We start from the raw sequence: 16,858 nt of genomic DNA, 5'->3' as shown, positions 1-16,858 counted from the left end.
CGACGAACTGCTACCAGTGAAGGACCAACGTCGGTAGGGTGTGCGCCGTGGAGCGATTGCGGGAAGTTCGCCAACCGGGGGACCGGGCCGTCGCGCCCGGCCGGCTCTCCCTCGTGCAGTCCTTTGTGAACAGCGTGAACGTGGAGTTCGGGCCGGACGAGTTCACCTCGACCGAACGCATGGGCCGCTGGCTGGCACACCACGGCCTCGCCGCCGCGGGCCTCGACCCGAGCGAGCCCGACCGCCGCGACGCGATCGCCCTGCGCGAGGCGCTGCGCGCACTGCTGCGCGAGAACAACGGCGCGGACCCCGACTCCGAGGCCCGCGCCGTGCTCGGCCACATCGCCCGCGACTGTCCGATCGTCGCCGGCTTCGACGACGACGGCGCGCACCTCGGGCTCCAACCCGCCCTCACCGACATGCGCGGCGTCCTCGCCACGATCCTCGCCGTCAGCGTCTCGGCCGTCTCCGACGGCTCCTGGCAGCGGCTCAAGGCGTGCCGGGAACACCGCTGCGAGTGGGCCTTCTACGACCGCTCGCGCAACCGCGGCAGCCGTTGGTGCTCCATGGCCGTGTGCGGTACGCGGGCCAAGATGCGCACGTACCGCGAGGGCAAGCGCGCCGAGACCAGCGCCTGACCGCTGCTGCGACGACGAGGCGCTCAGGGTGCCGCTTCGCGCCCCAACAGATGGCGGGCGACGACGAGTTTGGTCGCCGCTGCCGTGCCGTCCGCCAGTTGCAGCCCGACCACGTCCCGCAGTCGCTGCGCCACCGGCCCGTCCTCGCTCCACCCGAGGTGCCCCATGGTCAGCAGCGACTGGTGCACGGCCTCCACCGCGGCCTTGGGCGCCCACCACTTCGCCATGTTCGCCGGTACGCGCGGATCGCGGCCCGCGTCGGCGCGGTGCAGCGCCTCGTACGACACCAGCCGGGCCGCGTGCAACATGGTCACGTGCTCCACCAGCGGGAACGCCACTGACTGGAACGTGCCGATCGGGCTGCCGAACGCCTCCCGTCGACCGGCGTGGGCGATCGCCTCGTCGAGGGCGGCCCGGCCCACCGCGATCGCCATCAGCGCGATCAGCGCCCGGGAGACCCCGAAGCCGCGCATGACCTCCACGAAGCCGAGCCCCGGCTCCCCGACCACGTCCCGCTCGTCCACGAACACGCCGTCGAAGACGATCCGCCCGCGCCCACCGGCCCGGCACCCCAGGTCGCTCAGCCGCTCGCGGCGCACGCCCTCGACGTCGAGCGGGGTGTAGAACGCGGTGATGCCCCGGGCCCCCGGGCCCCCGGTGCGGGCGAAGACCAGGCAGTGCGTCGCATACGCCGTGACCATGATCGACGTCTTCTCGCCCGTCAACACCCAGCCACCGGCGCGCGGTTCGGCCCGCATGTCGATGTTGGCCGCGTCCGTGCCGCGGTCCGGCTCGGTGAGCCCGAGCGCCACCACCGCGTCGCCCTGCGCGATCGGCGGCAGCCAGCGCGCAAGCTGGTCCGCGGTGCCGTTCGCCGCGAGCACCCCGCCGACGAGGGCGGCGTTCAGGACCGGGAAGCAGACCGTCAGATCGGCCGCCGCCAACTCCTCCAGGGCGATCCCGCAGCTCACCGCGGACATGCCGCGCCCGCCGTACGCCGGGGGCACCCGCAGCGAGAACAGCCCCTCCTCCGCCATCTCCCGCAAGAGCCCCGGGCGGTAGCTGCCGCGCACATCGCTCTCGTGGCGGTGCGGCGCGACCTTGGCCGCCGCGAACTCCCCCACGGTCTTGGCCAGTTGTTGCTGCTCTTCGGTGAAGTCGAAGTCCATGACCATCCTGTCTCGATCGTTCGCGGGGCGCGCACCCGTCCCCCTGCCGAGGGGCACCGGACCTCAGGCGCGCAGCCACTCCCGCAGGGCGAATTTCTGGATCTTTCCGGACGGGGTGCGCGGCAGCGCGGCGACGATCTCCAGCCGCTCCGGCCAGTACCGCTTGGTCATCTCCAGCGCCGCGAGGTGCTCCTGGAGATCGGCGAGCACCGGGGGATCGTCGCCGGCGACGACCACCGCACAGGCCCGCTCGCCGAGCCGGTCGTCCGGATAGCCGACCACCGCCACGTCCTTGACGGCCGGGTGGCGCAGCAGCGCCGCCTCCACCTCCACCGCCGGCACGTTCTCGGCGCCCCGCATGATCACGTCCTTGACCCGGCCCGTGATGCGGATCCCGCCGTGGCCGTCGTCGCGGGCGAGGTCACCGGTGTCGAACCAGCCGTCGTCGGTGACGCACGCGGCGTACACGTCCTGACGGCGGAAGTAGCCCAGGCACTGGGCGGCACCGCGGACCTGGAGCAGCCCGGCCTCACCGGCCGGCACCGGCACGCCCTTCTTGTCGACGACGCGGACCTCCATGCCCGGGACGGGGGTGCCGTCGCTCTCGGCGGCGCGCAGCGGCGGGTCCTCGGGGCGGGTGATCGTCACGCAGCCGTTCTCCGTCATGCCCCACAGCGCGTACACCCGGCACCCCAGCACCTGACGCGCGTCCTCCACGAGCAGCGGGGCGATGGGCGCGCTGCCGGTGGCGAAGGTCCGCAGGCCCGACAGGTCCCGGGGGGCCGCGCGCTGGGCGGCGATCAGGTCGGAGAGGAAGGTGGGCGCCCCCATGAAGAAGGTGACCCGGTGCGCGGCGAGGACGTCGAGCATCGCGTGCGGGTCCCAGGCGTCGACGTGGACCGAGGTCGCGCCGAGCAGCAGCGGCATCACGAAGTTCCAGGTGTAGCCGGCCTGGTGGGTGGTGGGGGAGCCCATGGCCGTGACCTCGTCGCCGCCGAGCCCGAGGACGTCGGCCTGGGCGCGGTTCATGGCGTACAGGGTGTTGTGGCTGTGCACGACGCCCTTCGGCTCCCCGGTGGTGCCGGAGGTGAACATGATCTGCGCGGCTTCGTCGGGCCGCGCCTCCAGCCCGTCCAGGGACGCCAGCTCCGACGCGTCAGGGGCGGGCCCGAGGAGGGCCGCGTCGAAGTCGAGCGCGCCGGGGCCGCCGCCGATCAGCACCCGGTGGCGCAGCGTGGGCACGTCCGCGGCGATCTCGGCGCTCATCCGCGCGTAACTGAAGCCGCGGAACTCGCCCGCCGCGACGTACACCGCGCTGGCGGTGAGCCGGGTCATGAACTCGACCTCGCGCCGGCGCATCACCGGCACCACGGGGCCGGCGACCGCGCCGATCCGGGCGCACGCCAGGCAGAGCGCCACGAGCGGCCAGGAGTTGGGGAGCTGGAGGGTGACCACGTCGCCGCGACGGACCCCGAGGCGACGCAGGTTGACGGCGATCCGGTCGACCCGCTCGGCCAGCTCCGCGTACGACAGGGTCTCGGGCTCGCCGTCGCGGTAACAGACCAGTGCCGCCCTGTCGGGGTGGCGGGCCACCGCGCGGCGCAGATCGTCCAGGATCGTTTCCTCCCGCCACCATCCGGATGTGCGGAACACCTCGCTCATCGTGCGTCCCCCCTCCGTCTGCCGAGTGCGGTCCTGGCCCGGGCGACGACCGCGCCGGCCGTGACGCCCCCGCGGGCCAGCAGGTAGTCGTGGCCCCCGGCGACGGGGACGAACGCGTCGGGCATGGCGACCCGCAGCACCCGCGCCGGCACCAGCTCGCTCAGGGCCTCGGCCACCGCGGACCCGAAGCCGGCGGTGCGCCAGTGCTCCTCGACCGTGACCACCGTGCGGCTGTCCCCGGCCGCCTCCATGAGCGCGGCCACGTCCAACGGCTTGACGGTGTGCACATGGAGCACCGAGGCGGAGACGCCCTCCGCGGCCAGCTGCTCCGCCGCGGCGAGGGCCGCCTGCACGGGGTGCGGACCGCAGGCCGCCAGGGCGATGTCCGTGCCCCGGCGCAGCCACTGGGCCCGGCCCAGCTCCACCGGCGGGCCCTCGGGCAGGTCCGGTACGGAGTTGCGGCCGAGCCGCAGGTAGACCGGGCCCGGCAGGTCGAGGGACTGTCGGAACAGGTCCGCGGTGGAGGCGGCGTCACCGGGGACGACGACGGTCATGTTCGGCAGCGTCCGCATCACCGCCAGGTCCTCCAGGGCGTGGTGAGTGGGCCCCAGGTGGCCGGCGGACACCCCGGAGTGCGTGGCGGCGATCCGCACCGGAAGGTTCCCCAGCGCGATGTCGATCTTCACGGACTCCAGGGCGCGCGCCGCCGCGAACGCCGCCATCGTGTTGACGACGGGCACCCGGCCCGACTTCGCGAGCGCCGCGGCGGCCGACATCAGCGTGGCCTCGGCGATGCCCAGGTTGAGGTAGCGCTCCGCGCCGGCCCCGAAGTCGACGCCGTTGAACAGGCCGGTGTCGGTGTCGAGGCAGACCAACCGGGGGTCGCGGGGGAGCATTTCGGCCATGAGGTCCCGATAGACCTCCCGCGTGGAGGGGGGTGCGGCGGTGGTCATCACAGCCTCCTGCGGGCCGCGGCGCGCAGCGAGGTCAGCAGCCGCTGCCGCTGACGCTCGCCGAGCCGGGCGTAGTGGCTGCGGGCCTGGCCCTCGACGGCGGGCACGCCCTTGCCCTTGACGGTGTGGGCGATGACCATCGTCGGCCGGTGCGGATCGGGCGCCGACAGGGCGCCGGTGAGCGCCTTGACGTCGTGTCCGTCGACCTCGGTCACCCGCCAGCCGAAGGCCCGCCAGCGCTCGGCGAGCGGTTCGAGCCGGCTGACGGACTCCGTCTCGCCGGTGATCTGGAGCCGGTTGCGGTCGATCACCGCCGTCAGCCCGCCGAGCCGGTGGCTCGCGGCGACGGCCGCGGCCTCCCAGACGGAGCCCTCCTGGAGCTCCCCGTCGCCCATCACGACGAAGCAGCGGCGGTCCGAGCCGTCGAGCCGGGCCGCGACGGCGTACCCGACCCCGAGGGCCAGGCCGTGGCCGAGGGAGCCCGACGGCATCTCGATGCCCGGGATGCCCGGGTGCGGATGGGCCATGAAGTCGCTGCCGGGGCGCGCGTACTCCTCCAGGCGCCGGGCGGGGAAGAACCCGGCCTCGCACAGGGTGGCGTACAGCGCGAGTCCGCCGTGGCCCTTGCTCAGCACCAGGATGTCGCGGTCGGGGGCGGTGGGGTCGTTCGGGTCGATCCGCAGCACGTTGAAGTACAGGGCGGTGAGGATCTCGACGAGGGACATCGAGCCCCCGAGGTGTCCGCCCTCCGGGCTCGCGCACAGGGTGACGACGTGTTCCCTGATCCGGCCCGTCACGGCGGCCGGGTCGGCGGTCGTGCCCAATAGGGCCGGGCTCCGCAAAGTGGGCGGGCTGGTCATGCCTGTCCTCTCGTTGAGTCGGCCGGTTCGCGTCGAGCCGGACCGATTTCGGGTCGAGCGGGGTCGGGGCACCCGTGGCGGGCGCAGCGCACGGGAAGGGGGAGCCGGCCGCACGCAGGAGCGGAGAGGGCGTGCGGCGACGGGGGATCCACCGAAGTGGGGGGTACGGGGCGGGCCGCCCGGCCCGGTCCGGCGGCGCGGGCGGCGCCCGCCGTCAGTTCGGGTGCAGCCCGGTGAACTCCAGGCCCTGCTCTTCGGGCAGTCCGTACCTGACGTTCATGCACTGCACCGCGTTGCCCGCACCGCCCTTGACCAGGTTGTCCAGGGCCGCGATCACGGTGACCTGGGCGGCGCCCCGGTCCAGGGCGAAGCCGACGTCGCAGAAGTTGGAGCCGGAGAGGATCTTCGCGTCCGGGAAGCGGTGCAGTCCGCGGCGGTGCGCCACGACCCGCACAAACGGTTCTGCAGAGTAGTGGTCGCGGTACGCGGCCCGGATGCTCCGTTCGTCGGCACCCGGCGAGAGCTGGGCCCGACCGAGGATCTGCACCCCGCGCACGGCCTCCACACCCGTCGCCGTCATCCGTACCGACAAGCCGGTGGCCTGGGCGATCTCGGCCTCGTGGCGATGGCGGGTGGGGGCGAAGACCCGGAGCGCGCCGCTGCGTTCCGCGTGCAGGTTCTCCCGCCCCGCCTTGGCCCCCGAGCCGCTGGACCCGGTGCGGGCGTCCACCGTCAGCTCGTCCTTGACCAGACCGGCCCGGGCGAGCGGGACGAAGGCGAGGATGCCCGCGGTCGCCATGCACCCCGGCACGCTGATCCGGTCCGCCGTGCGCAACTGCTCCCGGTGGAACTCGGGCAGCCCGGGCACGAAGGCGTCGAGCAGGTCGAGGGCCTCGTGCGGAACGCCGTAGTAGTCGACGTACGCCTGCGGGTCGCGCAGCCGGAAGTCCCCGGACAGGTCGACCACGGTCTGCGCCCTGGCCAGGAACTCCGGCATGCGCTGCATGGTCTCCCGGTGCGGCGTCGCCAGGAAGAGCACGTCCACCCGGTCGAGGTCCTCCTCCGCGCTGAAGGTCAGCCGGGTGCGCCCGCGCAGGTTCGGATGGGGCCCGTCGACGGGCCGCCCCTGGAGGCTGCGGGAGGTGGCGGCGACCAGTTCCACGCCCCGGTGACCGACGAGGATGCGCAGCAGTTCGCCACCGATGTACCCGGCGGCTCCGACGACGGCGACGCGTATCATGCCGCGGCCCCCTCGGCGGTGCGCCCGTCCGTGCGCCCGGTGGCCAGGCGTTCCGCCAGCGCGTCCACGAACGCGCCGGCCACGTCGATCGAGGTGCCGTGCGCCTCCTGGAGGCCCCGGAACTCGACCCTGTCGTTGACTTCGATCACGGTGAGCCGTCCGTCCCTGTCTTCGAGGAGGTCGACGCCGGCGACGTCGGCGCCCACCGCTTCGGCGGCGGCGACGGCGAGTTGCACATGGCCGGGTCTGAGCGGGCAGATCCTGCTGACGGCGCCCCGGGCGACGTTGGTGCGCCACTCCGACCCGTGCCGGTAGGTCGCCCCGACCGCCCGGCCGGCCACCACCAGGACCCGGATGTCCCGGTCGGCGCCGGGCAGGTACTCCTGCACGTAGACGACGTGGGACTGGGGCGAGGGGAGCGCGGCGAGGTGCTCCAGCACCGCGGCGGCCATCTCCCGGTCGGTGACCCGGGTCACCAGCCGTCCCCAGGACCCGACGAGCGGCTTGATCACCGCCGGGTAACCGATCTCCGCCAGGGCGGCGAACGCCGCCTCGGGGGTGGTCGCGAGCGCCGTCCTGGGCGTCGGCAGCCCCCGGCGGACGAGGGCCGCCGAGGTGTGCCACTTGTCGCCGCTGACGTGGGTGGCCGCGGCGCTGTTGACGACGGTCACCCCCGCCGACTCCAGCGCGCTCGCGGCGTACAGCGCACGGTAGTGCCCGACCTCGCGGTTGAGGACGAGGTCGGGACCGACCCGGGGCGCCCCGGCCGCGATCGAGAGCGCACGGGAATCCAACTGCTCATAGCCGATGCCCCGGGCGTCGAGCGCGGCCATGAGGCGCTTCTCCTCGTAGCGCACCCGGGACGCCAGCAGACCGAGGCGCGGCGGTTGCGAACTCATCGCGGAATCCCTTCCTGTCCGCCCGGGGCCTACTCGCCCCAGTCCTCCTCGACCTCCGGGGCCAACACCAGCTCCGGCGGCTGCACGGACGTCACTTCCAACTCACTGCTGCACTCCGGGCACTCGATGATCTCGTTCACCCGCGCCCCGCCCTCGAACGGGACCTCAGCGGTGCATTCCGGGCACTCCGGTCCTGCCGCTACCTTCTGCATGAACGTCACCCCGCTTGTGGTGGTGTGGAATTCGGCCAATAGAAACCGTATCCGATTTCCCCCCGGAATCACCAATAAACCCATCTGATCGATATTGATGGAATCGCTTATACGGGCAGGGGAAATCATTGGGCGGGTTCATGGATAATGTTGTTTCCTAGATGGGAAGGAATTCGGGGGAGCCGGCCGGGCGTGATCCCGGATGACGAGCGAGCCGCGCCGCCCGGCGCATGACCCCAGGGAGCAGCCACATGGCCTCACGGTTGAGAGGACGCGTCGCCATGGTGGTAGCCCCGAGCGGGGGAGGCGGGCTGGCCGTGGCGAGGGCGCTCGCCGCGGAGGGCGCCGACATCTCGCTCTGCGCCCGCGACCCCCAGGCCCTGGCGCGCGCCCACGTCGAGGTGAACGCGCTGGGCGCGGGCGACGTCCTGAGCATGCCGGCCGACCTGCGGGACGACTTCGTCGCCGCGGAGTGGGTCAGGCGCACCGCGGACGCGTTCGGCGGCCCGGACATCGTGGTCACCGACTCCGGCGGCCCCGACCGCCCCTTGGACGGGTTCCGCGTCTCGGACTACCGGGCGGCGATCGACGCCGACCTGATGGTGCACATCAGCGTCACGCTGGCCGCGCTGCCGTGCATGAAGGTGCGCGGCGGCGGCCGGGTGATGATGATCGCGCCCGCCGTCAGCGGTCACGCCGCGTCCGAACTGTGCGTCGCCTCCGTGACGCGCATGGGCCTGCTCGGTTACATGCGGGGACTGGTGCGCGCGGTCGGGGACACCGGCGTCACGGTCAACGTGCTCAGTCCCGGGGCGCGCCGCACCCCGGACCCGCCGCGCGGACCGCGGGGCGTGATGCCGTACGCCGGCGGCCCGTCGGCGGCGGACGGGCGGGGCGTGTCGGTGGACGATGGGCTCGGCAGCCTGGCCGTCCACCTCGCCGGCGACACGGGCGCGGCCGTCACCGGCACCGCGTTCGGCGGCTACGACGACGGTCCGAACCTGGCTCCGGACGGCTACCCGGGCCCTGGCCGCCTCACGTCTTAGGTTCCCCGAAGCGGGCGCCGTCGCTTGACGGATCGTCGCGGCGTGCCCGCAGGTGTGCGTGTCACCGACGCCTCCGTACGTCCCCGCCGATTCGCCGATCGGGCCGGCCCCGCACCGGGACCGGCCCGATCGGAACGTCACCCGCGCAGCACCGGCAGTCGATCGAGGCCGCGCAGCATGGCGTTGGGCCGCCACACCACCTCTTCGACGACGCGATCCGCGCCGCCGCTCCTGGGCGCGAGGCGCAGCCGGGGACAGCGCTCCAGCAGCGTACGGATCGCCAGCGCGGCTTCCAGCCGGGCGAGCGGAGCGCCGATGCAGTAGTGCGCGCCGTGCCCGAAGGCCAGATGCGTGCGGACCTCGGCCGGCGGGCGGTGGATGTCGAAGCCGTCCGGTACGGGGAACAGCTCGGGATCGCGACTGACCGCGCCCAGGCTGACCAGTACGGGGTCCCCGGCCGGCAGCTCGGTGCCCGCGATCGTGATCGGCTGGGAGGTGAAGCGGAACGCCGTCGCCTGGACCGGGGCGCAGTAGCGCAGCATCTCCTCGACGGCGCCGTCCAGGAGGGACCAGTCGGCGCGCAGCTGTGCCAACTGCCGCGGGTGGCGCAGCAGGGCGTGCACACCGGCCGCGATCAGGTTGGCGCTCGTCTCGTGCCCGGCCACGAAGAGCAGGAAGACCATGCCGAGCAGGTCGTCGTCGCTCAGCCGCGACGCCCCGCCGTCGTCGCCGGCGATCTCGCCGGTGTCGTTCGCCCGGACCAGTGCGCTCAGCAGGTCCTCGCCCCCGTGCCGGCGCTTGCTCTCGATCAGGGTGGCGAAGTAGCGGGTGAGGGAGTGCAGCGCCGCGCCCGCGGCATCGGGCGTCGGCGGCTTGACGACCGCGTCGGACCAGCGGTGGAAGTCCTCGCGGTCCTCGTCGGCGACGCCCATCAGTTCGCAGATCACCGCCATCGGCAACGGCAGGGCGAGGGCGGCGACCAGGTCGACCGGCTCGTCGGCGGGGCCGCCGTCGAGGAACGAGGTCACCAGGTCGTTCGCGAGCTGTTGGACGCGGGGGCGCAGGGCGCGCACCCGGCGGGCGGTGAACACCCCGGCGACCAGTCGGCGCAGCCGGCCGTGCTCGACCGCGTCGACCTGGAGCATGTTGCGGCCGATCGCCAGCGAGCCGTCGTCGCGCCAGTCGGCGGCGAGGCGGACGTCGTTGCTCAGCCGCGCGTCGACGAGTGCGGCCCGTGCCTCGCGGTGTCCGACGACCAGCCAGCACTCGTCCTGGGTGACGGGGAGGCGGACCCGGTGGACGGGGCCCGCCTCGCGTAAGCGGGCGTACAGGGCGTACGGGTCGACGGAGAGGTCGACGCCCTCCTGGTCGGCCAGTCGGGCGAGGTCCACGGTCACGTCGTGGGGCACGTGCATCTCCTTGCTCTTGGTGCAGGTCGGCGCGGTTGGTACGGGTGGTACGTGCGGGGCGGCGCCGGACCCGGGCGGGGCCGTACGGGGGCCGTGCGGGACGGCGCCGTTCGGTGCGGGTGGATCGTCGGTGCAGCGGTGCGCTCGTGGTCCGCTCAGACCGGGATCCCCTCCATCGGCCCGCGGGCCGGGGTCTCGGTGAACGGATAGCCGCGCAGCGCCTGGCGGAACGCCTTCTCCGCGACGCCCGGCAGCCCGGACGAGTTGGCGGAGACGGGGAACGCCATGGTGACGGGTATCGGACCGGGTGCGGACGGCAGTCCCGGCCGGATCGCCCGGGGCAGCCCCCACAACTCGTCGCCGTTGGCCACCAGGCACGCCATGCCGAGGCCCGCTTTGGCGGCGGCGCGCAGCCCCACCAACTCGGAGCCCTCGTACGAGATGCGCCAGGGGACGTCGGAGGCGTCCAGGGTCTCCATGATGCGCCCGCGCAGGGTGCACGGTTCGGTGAAGAGCGTCAGCGGCAGTGCGGCCCGTTCGCCGTGCGCGGGTTGACCGAACCAGTCCATCTTCATGTGCCCCAGCTGGTGGCTGGTGGCGTTGGTGCGCTGGGGGCGGGCCTGGAGCAGCAGCGCCAGGTCCAGCTGTCCCGCGGAGACCTGACTCTCCAGGGACTCGCTCAGCCCGGTCCGCACGCTCACCTGCGCGTGCGGCATGCGTTTCATGACGACCCGGAGGAACTCGGGCAACGCTTCGGCCAGTTGGTTCACGATGCCGATGGACAACCGGACGTTGCCGGCGAGCGGCACGAACCGCCCCACGGCCTCGTCGTTGAGGGTGACCAACCGGCGTGCGTAGCCGAGCAGCTCCTCACCCTGCGGACTGAGCCGCAGGTTGCGGCCCGTCGAGGTGAAGACCGGGGCCTTGGTGAGACGGCCCAACTGCCGGATCTGCTGACTGACCGCGGGCTGGGTGATGTGCAGCGCCTCGGCGGCTCGACGGAAGCCACCCAGCTCGACGACTGCCACCAGGGTTCTGAGCTGGTTGATTTGCAGGTTGTGGTGCATTCTCCCACTCACCTCCACGAACGATCTGCCACACACCCGTTCTTCTGGCTGGGGACGCGGGACCTGATCAGAGAGTGCAGTGTGAAGCGACGGGTAGGAAAACCTTAGACGCGGGTGCACGGCGTCTCCTACCCCGGGATACACGAACCCGATATGAGATTTTCATGGTCCCGGGCAGAGAGTTTCATGGTCCCCCCGTGGACCCTCCGGGTGTGATCGCGTACACGATGCGCGCCGCCATGGTCAGGGCATATTCCAGCCGCATGACCGGTAACCGGTGTCGGCGATAGCTGGTAACGGGGGGTTATGCCCCTCATAAGGACACCTGAAGTCGACGGCGTCCGCAGCGTCCAGAAGAAATGTCTAATGTCAATTAGCTAGCCAGCCTTTCCCCTGAACGTGTTAACGAGGGAGGAGTCACCATGCAGGGCGCCGTTGCAAGTTCCGCAGTTCAACAGGGGGTTCGCATCCCCCTGGCCGACCCCGGCCTGAAGGCCCGTACCCCGGGCGAGGAGTTCGCCTGGGCCGTACGGGGCGTCGCCCCGGGGGAGGACCGCGTCATCCCGTTCCGGGCCCATCTGCCGGCCGCGTTCCCGCTCTTCGCGACCCGACCCCGCTACGCCGTACGCCATCTGCTCAAGACCGCCACCGTCCCCGACCGCACGGTCCCCTACGTCTACGAGCCGCCGCGCGCCGCGGTGAACGCCTCCGGCACCTCGTACGCCAGCACCCCCGAAGGCGCCTTCGCCTCCAGTCTGCGCGGCGCCGACCTCACCGACCTCACCGTCTCCGTACCGCTGCCGGACGGGCTGCTCGACGAGCCCACGCTGCTCGCCACCTTCGTCGACTACCGCGTCCTCGTCAGACTCTCCGTCGTCGAGAACGAGTCGCTGCTGCACGGCAGCGCGGACGGGGCGGTCCCCGGGCTGCTGACGCTGCCCGGCATCCGCCACGGCGTGCTCGGCGACGACCTCGCCGACTCCCTGACCAGCGCCGCGGCCGAAGTCGAGGAGACCGGCGGCTCCTGCGACGGGATCGTGGTCCACCCCGCCACGTACTGGCAGCTCGCCAAGGTCGGCACCCTCGGCCTGCTCGGCAGCGTCGGCATCACGGTCTCCCGCACCCGGATGATCCCGCGGGACCGGGCGCTGCTGGGTGACTTCCGCGCGGCGGCCACCCTGCTGGTGCCCGAGGTGGCGTCCATCGCCCTGCGCCGCGGCGCGGCCCCCGGCGGCGGCGACCTCGTCGAGGCCAGCACCCGCGTCGGGCTCGCGGTCCACCTGCCGCAGCACTTCCTGCTGCTGTCGCGCGACTGACCGCCGCCCGGTACCCGGAAGGACCCCAACGCGATGACCGACCACCTCCCGCGCGTCCTCTACATCACCGGCTGGATGCGCAGCGGCTCCACCCTGTTGGGCAATCTGCTCAACGAGCTCCCCGGCGTACGGCACATCGGAGAGCTGCACTACCTGTGGCGCAACGGCGTCCTGGGCGCCGGCACCAACTCGACCTGCGGCTGCGGCGCCGCCGTGCGCGACTGCCCGCTGTGGTCCGACGTCCTGGACGCCTTCACCGCCGCCGCGCCCGACGCCGCGGAGCCCGAGGCGATCGCCCGCCACCTCACGATGCGCCAGCGCGCGCTGCTGCGCACCCGGCACACCCGCACCCGGCTCGCCGAGTCCCTCGGCACCGCCGCACCCGCACCCGGCGTCGAGGAACTCACCGGCCACACCGCACGCATCTACCAGCTGCTCGCCGAACGGGGCGCCGAACGACTCATCGTCGACGGCTCCAAGTACCCCGCCGAAGCCGCCGCCCTGCTCGGCCGCACCGACCTGGACGTACGCGTCCTGCACATCGTGCGCGACCCGCGGGCCACCGCCCTGTCGTACCGACGCGGCAAGGAGTACATCGACCCGATGAGCCCGGCGCGCAGCACCGGCTACTGGACGGCCTTCAACCTCGCCTCCGAAGTCATCGGCGAGGCCGCCGTGGGCCGCTATCTGCGCATCCGCCACGAGGACCTGTCCCGCGCGCCGGGCCGCACCGTCACCGAGGTGCTGCGCTTCGCCGGGCTGGACGACGACTCGCCGGTGGACGACTCCGGCGTGATCGACCTGGGCGTCAACCACACCGTCACGGGCAATCCGGACCGGCTGCGCAGGGGAACCACGACGATCCGGCCCGACGAGCGCTGGCGCACCCAACTGGGCGCCCGCGACCTCGTCGCCGCCACCGGCATCGCCGCGCCCCTGCTCGCCCGGTACGGCTACCCCCTGCTGCCCGGACGCGGCCCCGAAGTCGTCGCGGCACGAGCGAGCTGACCACCCGTCATCAACAGATCCGCCTTCAACAGACCTGCCTTCGACGGACCTGCCTTCAACAGGTCCGCCTGCAAGAGCCCCGCCATCGACAACAGAAGGGACTGACCCCAGTGGACCTCGGACTCGCAGGGCGCGTCGCCCTCGTCGCCGCCTCCAGCAGCGGCCTGGGCCTCGCCACCGCCCGCGCCCTCGCCGCGGAGGGCGCCCACGTCTCCCTCTGCGCCCGGGACCCGGACCGGCTGGCCCGCGCCCGGGCCGAGATCGACGCGAGCGGCCCGGGCCGGGTCCTGAGCACCGTGGTGGACCTCACGGACGCCGACGAGGCCGCCGCCTGGGTGGACCGCACCGCCGAGGAGTTCGGCGCCCTGCACGTCGTGGTCACCAACTCCGGCGGCGTGCCCTTCGGCCCGGTGGAGAGCTTCACCGTCGCCCAGTACCGCGACGCCGTCGAGGGGAACCTGCTGCCGCACGTCTCCCTGGCGCTCGCCGCGGCACCCCACCTCACCGCGGCGGGCTGGGGCCGCCTCATCATGATCACCTCGGAGTCGGTGCGCCAACCGCACCCCGGCAGCGGGCTCTCCTCCGTCGCCAGGCTCGGCGTCCTCGGCTTCGTCAAGGGGCTGGTGCACAGCTTCGGCGACGCCGGGGTGACCGTGAACGTGCTGGCCCCCGGGTTCCACCGCACCCCCATCCTCGACGTCCAGTACGGCGACGAGGTCGAAGAGCGCCTCGCCGAGGTCGCCCGGACCCTGCCCCTGGGGCGGATCGGCCGGGCCGAGGACCTCGGAGCCCTCGTCACCTTCCTCGCCAGCGAACAGGCCGCCTTCGTCACCGGCAGCGTGCTGGTGGCGGACGGCGGCAACTGCCGGGGCATCGGTTGAGCCGGCGCCCGCGGCACCGCGCACCACCCCACGCAGAAAGGGAGCCCCACCATGTCCGCTCTGGGAGAAGTCGCCAGCGCCCGGCGAGCCGCGCTCTACGTCGTCAAGCTGGGGAGCGCCAGCCATGTGCACACCGAGGTGTACGACGAGGTCCTCGCCCTGCGCCAGCGCGGCGCGCAGGTGCTCGTCATCGCGGGCGGCGCCGCCGGCATCCGCGAGCACTACGACCGCATCGGCCGTGCCGTCCGCACCCTGACCACCCGCGGCGGCGACGAGGTCCGCTACTGCCCTCCGCAGGAGACGCCGTACATCGTCGCCGCGTACGAACAGGTCACCCTGCCCCGCATCGAGCAGGAGCTGACCCGGCGCGGACTGTCGGTGTTCGCCGCCGTCGCCCGCACCGGCTCGCTGGTCAGCGCCACCGTCAACGGACCGCTGCGGGCCGTCGAGGACGGCAAGGTCCGCATCGTGCGCGACCACCGCGCCGGCACCGTCTGCGCCCTGGACGTGCCCCGGCTCCGGGCCCTGCTCGACACCTTCGACGTCGTCTGCCTCAGTCCACCCGTCGCCGACGTCGAAGGCGGCACGGCCCTCAACGTCGACGCCGACGTCCTCGCGGCCGAAGCGGCCCGCGCCCTGGACGCCGACCACCTACGGCTCGTCACCGGCACCGCCGGACTCCTCACCGACCCCCGCAACCCCACCAGCACCCTCAGGCACGCCCACAAGGGGGAGGGGCAGCGTTACGCCCGGGGCAGGATGCGGCAGAAGGTCCGGGCGGCCGAGATCGCGATGCGCGGCAGCTGCGACATCGCCGTCACCGGTCCCCACACCCTGGCCGCCACCAACGCCACCTGGTTCTGGCGCGCGCCGGCCCCCGCCCCCGACCTCACGCTGCTCGCCCGGTCCGTCGAACTGTCGTCGGTCTCCCGGGACGAGCGGGAGCTGACGGAGTTCCTCGCCGAGTGGTGCACCGACAACCGCATCAAGGCCGAGATCGACACCGTCGGCAACCTGGTCGCCACCCGCGGCTCCGGCCCGCGCCGGCTGCTGCTCCTCGGCCACGTCGACACCGTGCCGCACCGCTGGCCCGCCCGTTGGGACGGCGACGTCCTCACCGGACGCGGCAGCGTCGACGCCAAGGCCAGCCTCGTCACCTTCCTCCAGACCCTCGCGGACGTCGAACTCCCCGACGACGTGCAACTGCGCGTGGTCGGCGCGGTCCAGGAGGAGATCACCGGCGCCGGCGCCTTCCACGTGCGCGACCACTACCCGGCGGACGCCGTGGTCATCGGCGAGCCCAGCGGCGCCGCGGCCCTGACCGTCGGCTACTACGGCCTCATCAAGGTGCGCTACGCGGTGTCCGAGCACACCGGCCACACCGCGGGCAAGGGCGTGCGCACCGCCGGCGACCGGCTCGTCCAGACCCTGGACGCGGCCCGCCGTGAGGTGGCACGGGTGGCCCCCGAAGCCCTGACGGCGGTCCTCGGGGTCCATGCGCTCAACCACGGCGACGTCCAGGCCGGCGAGTCCGTCGTCGACGTGCGCGTGCCCCCCGGGGTCGACGTCGACGCCCTGCTCGACGCGCTGCGGTCCGCGGCCGACGAGCCGGTGCGGATGGACGTCCTGCGGGCCACCCCCGGCAAGTCGACCCCCCGGTCCAACCCGCTGGTCAAGAGCTTCCAGCGGGCCTTCCGGGACGCCGGCACCGCCCCCAGGTTCCTGCTGAAGAAGGGGAGCAGCGACATGAACACCCTGGCCACCACCTGGCACGGGGTCCCCATGGTGGCGTACGGCCCCGGGGACGCCAGCCTCGACCACACGCCGCACGAGCACGTCGACGCCGCGGAGTTCCGTCGTGCGCACCGGGTCCTGACCGCGGCCGTACGGGAGTGGGGGGCCCTGTGAGCACGGCACCGCCGGCCACCGCGTACTGCACCTGCAAGCCCGGCTCCACCGTCTGGCTCACCGGATCGGAGGGCACGGGGCACGGCGTCGCCCGTGCCCTCGCCGAGGGGTTGGCCGCACGGCACCGGAGGGTCGAGGTGCTGGCGGTCGACGCCGCCGGGAGCGAAGGCACCGGGAGCGGCGCCGGCGCTGACGGCGCCGACGACGTGCGCCGTGTCGGTCGGATCGCGCAGGTCCTGGCCGCCAACGGCGTCACGGTGCTGGTGCCCGTGGCCCGACCCGGTGTCGAGGACACCCGACTGGTCGGTGCCTGGCACGAGAAGAGCCGGGCGGCCTTCGTCGAAGTGCCGGTGTCCGCGCCGACCGGAGACCGGACCGTGGCGGAGTCCGCCCGCGCCGTACTGGGACTGTTGACCGAGAGAGGTTTGGCATGAGCATAGCGAGCGTGTCTCCCGAAGTGATCGCGGATCCGGGCGTGGACCAGGGCGGAGAGTTCGCCTTGTCGCATTTGGATGCGTTGGAGTCGGAGTCGGTTCATGTGGTGCGGGAGGTGGCGGGGGAGTTCGAGCGTCCGGTGGTGTTGTTTTCCG

At 73.0% G+C, this 16,858-nt stretch carries 16 protein-coding genes and 1 pseudogene; 8 read left to right on the top strand and 9 right to left on the bottom strand.

Annotation, left to right across the window (positions count from 1 at the left end; translation table 11 throughout):
* Positions 1–47: 47 nt before the first annotated feature.
* Positions 48–638: a CGNR zinc finger domain-containing protein gene (locus tag AB0E05_RS23340; protein ID WP_361966531.1), complete on the top strand. Its 591-nt coding sequence runs from the start codon at positions 48–50 to the stop codon at positions 636–638.
* A gap of 23 nt (positions 639–661) precedes the next feature.
* Here the strand turns inward: AB0E05_RS23340 and AB0E05_RS23335 are convergent, their stop codons facing one another.
* The 7 genes from AB0E05_RS23335 to AB0E05_RS23305 all read right to left on the bottom strand — a co-directional run bounded on the left by AB0E05_RS23335 (position 662) and on the right by AB0E05_RS23305 (position 7,633).
* Complete coding sequence (locus AB0E05_RS23335; protein ID WP_361966529.1) at positions 662–1,807, bottom strand: acyl-CoA dehydrogenase family protein; 1,146 nt, start codon at positions 1,805–1,807, stop codon at positions 662–664.
* Between the two features lie 63 nt (positions 1,808–1,870).
* A complete protein-coding gene (locus AB0E05_RS23330; RefSeq protein WP_361966527.1) occupies positions 1,871–3,469 on the bottom strand; it encodes an AMP-binding protein in 1,599 nt (532 codons plus the stop codon).
* Positions 3,466–4,422: a transketolase C-terminal domain-containing protein gene (locus tag AB0E05_RS23325; RefSeq protein WP_361966525.1), complete on the bottom strand. Its 957-nt coding sequence runs from the start codon at positions 4,420–4,422 to the stop codon at positions 3,466–3,468. The genes AB0E05_RS23330 and AB0E05_RS23325 overlap by 4 nt, the downstream gene beginning before the upstream one ends.
* Positions 4,422–5,282: a transketolase gene (locus tag AB0E05_RS23320; protein ID WP_361966523.1), complete on the bottom strand. Its 861-nt coding sequence runs from the start codon at positions 5,280–5,282 to the stop codon at positions 4,422–4,424. The genes AB0E05_RS23325 and AB0E05_RS23320 overlap by 1 nt, the downstream gene beginning before the upstream one ends.
* Before the next feature lie 214 nt (positions 5,283–5,496).
* A complete protein-coding gene (argC, locus tag AB0E05_RS23315; RefSeq protein WP_361966521.1) occupies positions 5,497–6,522 on the bottom strand; it encodes an N-acetyl-gamma-glutamyl-phosphate reductase in 1,026 nt (341 codons plus the stop codon).
* Complete coding sequence (locus AB0E05_RS23310) at positions 6,519–7,421, bottom strand: RimK family alpha-L-glutamate ligase (protein ID WP_361966519.1); 903 nt, start codon at positions 7,419–7,421, stop codon at positions 6,519–6,521. The genes argC and AB0E05_RS23310 overlap by 4 nt, the downstream gene beginning before the upstream one ends.
* 29 nt (positions 7,422–7,450) lie before the next feature.
* Complete coding sequence (locus AB0E05_RS23305; RefSeq protein ID WP_361543405.1) at positions 7,451–7,633, bottom strand: lysine biosynthesis protein LysW; 183 nt, start codon at positions 7,631–7,633, stop codon at positions 7,451–7,453.
* A 281-nt stretch (positions 7,634–7,914) separates the two neighbouring features.
* Here AB0E05_RS23305 and AB0E05_RS23300 point away from each other — a divergent pair, with 281 nt between their 5' ends.
* Entirely contained in the window at positions 7,915–8,679 is a 765-nt protein-coding gene (locus tag AB0E05_RS23300) for an SDR family oxidoreductase (RefSeq protein ID WP_361966517.1), read from the top strand.
* Positions 8,680–8,816: 137 nt separating this feature from the next.
* Here AB0E05_RS23300 and AB0E05_RS23295 read toward each other — a convergent pair whose 3' ends face one another.
* Both AB0E05_RS23295 and AB0E05_RS23290 read right to left on the bottom strand, forming a co-directional pair.
* Positions 8,817–10,088, bottom strand: a complete 1,272-nt coding sequence (locus AB0E05_RS23295) for a cytochrome P450 (RefSeq protein ID WP_361966514.1) — start codon at positions 10,086–10,088, stop codon at positions 8,817–8,819.
* A gap of 155 nt (positions 10,089–10,243) precedes the next feature.
* The gene (locus AB0E05_RS23290; RefSeq protein WP_361966512.1) at positions 10,244–11,155 is read right to left on the bottom strand and encodes a LysR family transcriptional regulator; all 912 of its coding nucleotides are present in this window, start codon (positions 11,153–11,155) and stop codon (positions 10,244–10,246) included.
* 422 nt (positions 11,156–11,577) lie between these two features.
* Between AB0E05_RS23290 and AB0E05_RS23285 the strand changes: the two genes are divergently transcribed.
* The 6 genes and pseudogenes from AB0E05_RS23285 to AB0E05_RS23260 form a co-directional block, all read left to right on the top strand.
* Positions 11,578–12,471 carry a family 3 encapsulin nanocompartment shell protein gene (locus tag AB0E05_RS23285; protein WP_361966510.1) on the top strand — a complete coding sequence of 298 codons (894 nt, stop codon included), beginning with the start codon at positions 11,578–11,580 and terminating at the stop codon, positions 12,469–12,471.
* Between the two features lie 33 nt (positions 12,472–12,504).
* A complete protein-coding gene (locus tag AB0E05_RS23280; protein WP_361966508.1) occupies positions 12,505–13,479 on the top strand; it encodes a sulfotransferase in 975 nt (324 codons plus the stop codon).
* A 110-nt stretch (positions 13,480–13,589) separates the two neighbouring features.
* On the top strand, positions 13,590–14,360 hold the full coding sequence (locus AB0E05_RS23275; RefSeq protein ID WP_361966506.1) for an SDR family oxidoreductase: 771 nt from the start codon (positions 13,590–13,592) through the stop codon (positions 14,358–14,360).
* Between the two features lie 51 nt (positions 14,361–14,411).
* A complete protein-coding gene (locus tag AB0E05_RS23270) occupies positions 14,412–16,268 on the top strand; it encodes a M20/M25/M40 family metallo-hydrolase (RefSeq protein WP_361966504.1) in 1,857 nt (618 codons plus the stop codon).
* Complete coding sequence (locus AB0E05_RS23265; RefSeq protein WP_361966502.1) at positions 16,265–16,702, top strand: adenylyl-sulfate kinase; 438 nt, start codon at positions 16,265–16,267, stop codon at positions 16,700–16,702. The genes AB0E05_RS23270 and AB0E05_RS23265 overlap by 4 nt, the downstream gene beginning before the upstream one ends.
* Positions 16,699–16,858: pseudogene (locus tag AB0E05_RS23260) on the top strand (sulfate adenylyltransferase small subunit); the annotation flags it as partial. The gene AB0E05_RS23265 and the pseudogene AB0E05_RS23260, both read left to right, overlap by 4 nt.

The organism is Streptomyces sp. NPDC048057 (assembly GCF_040653095.1).
In the GTDB taxonomy this organism is placed as follows: Bacteria; Actinomycetota; Actinomycetes; order Streptomycetales; family Streptomycetaceae; genus Streptomyces.
The sequence above is the reverse complement of the archived record's forward strand: the minus strand, read 5'-3'. Positions and strand labels throughout refer to the sequence as shown.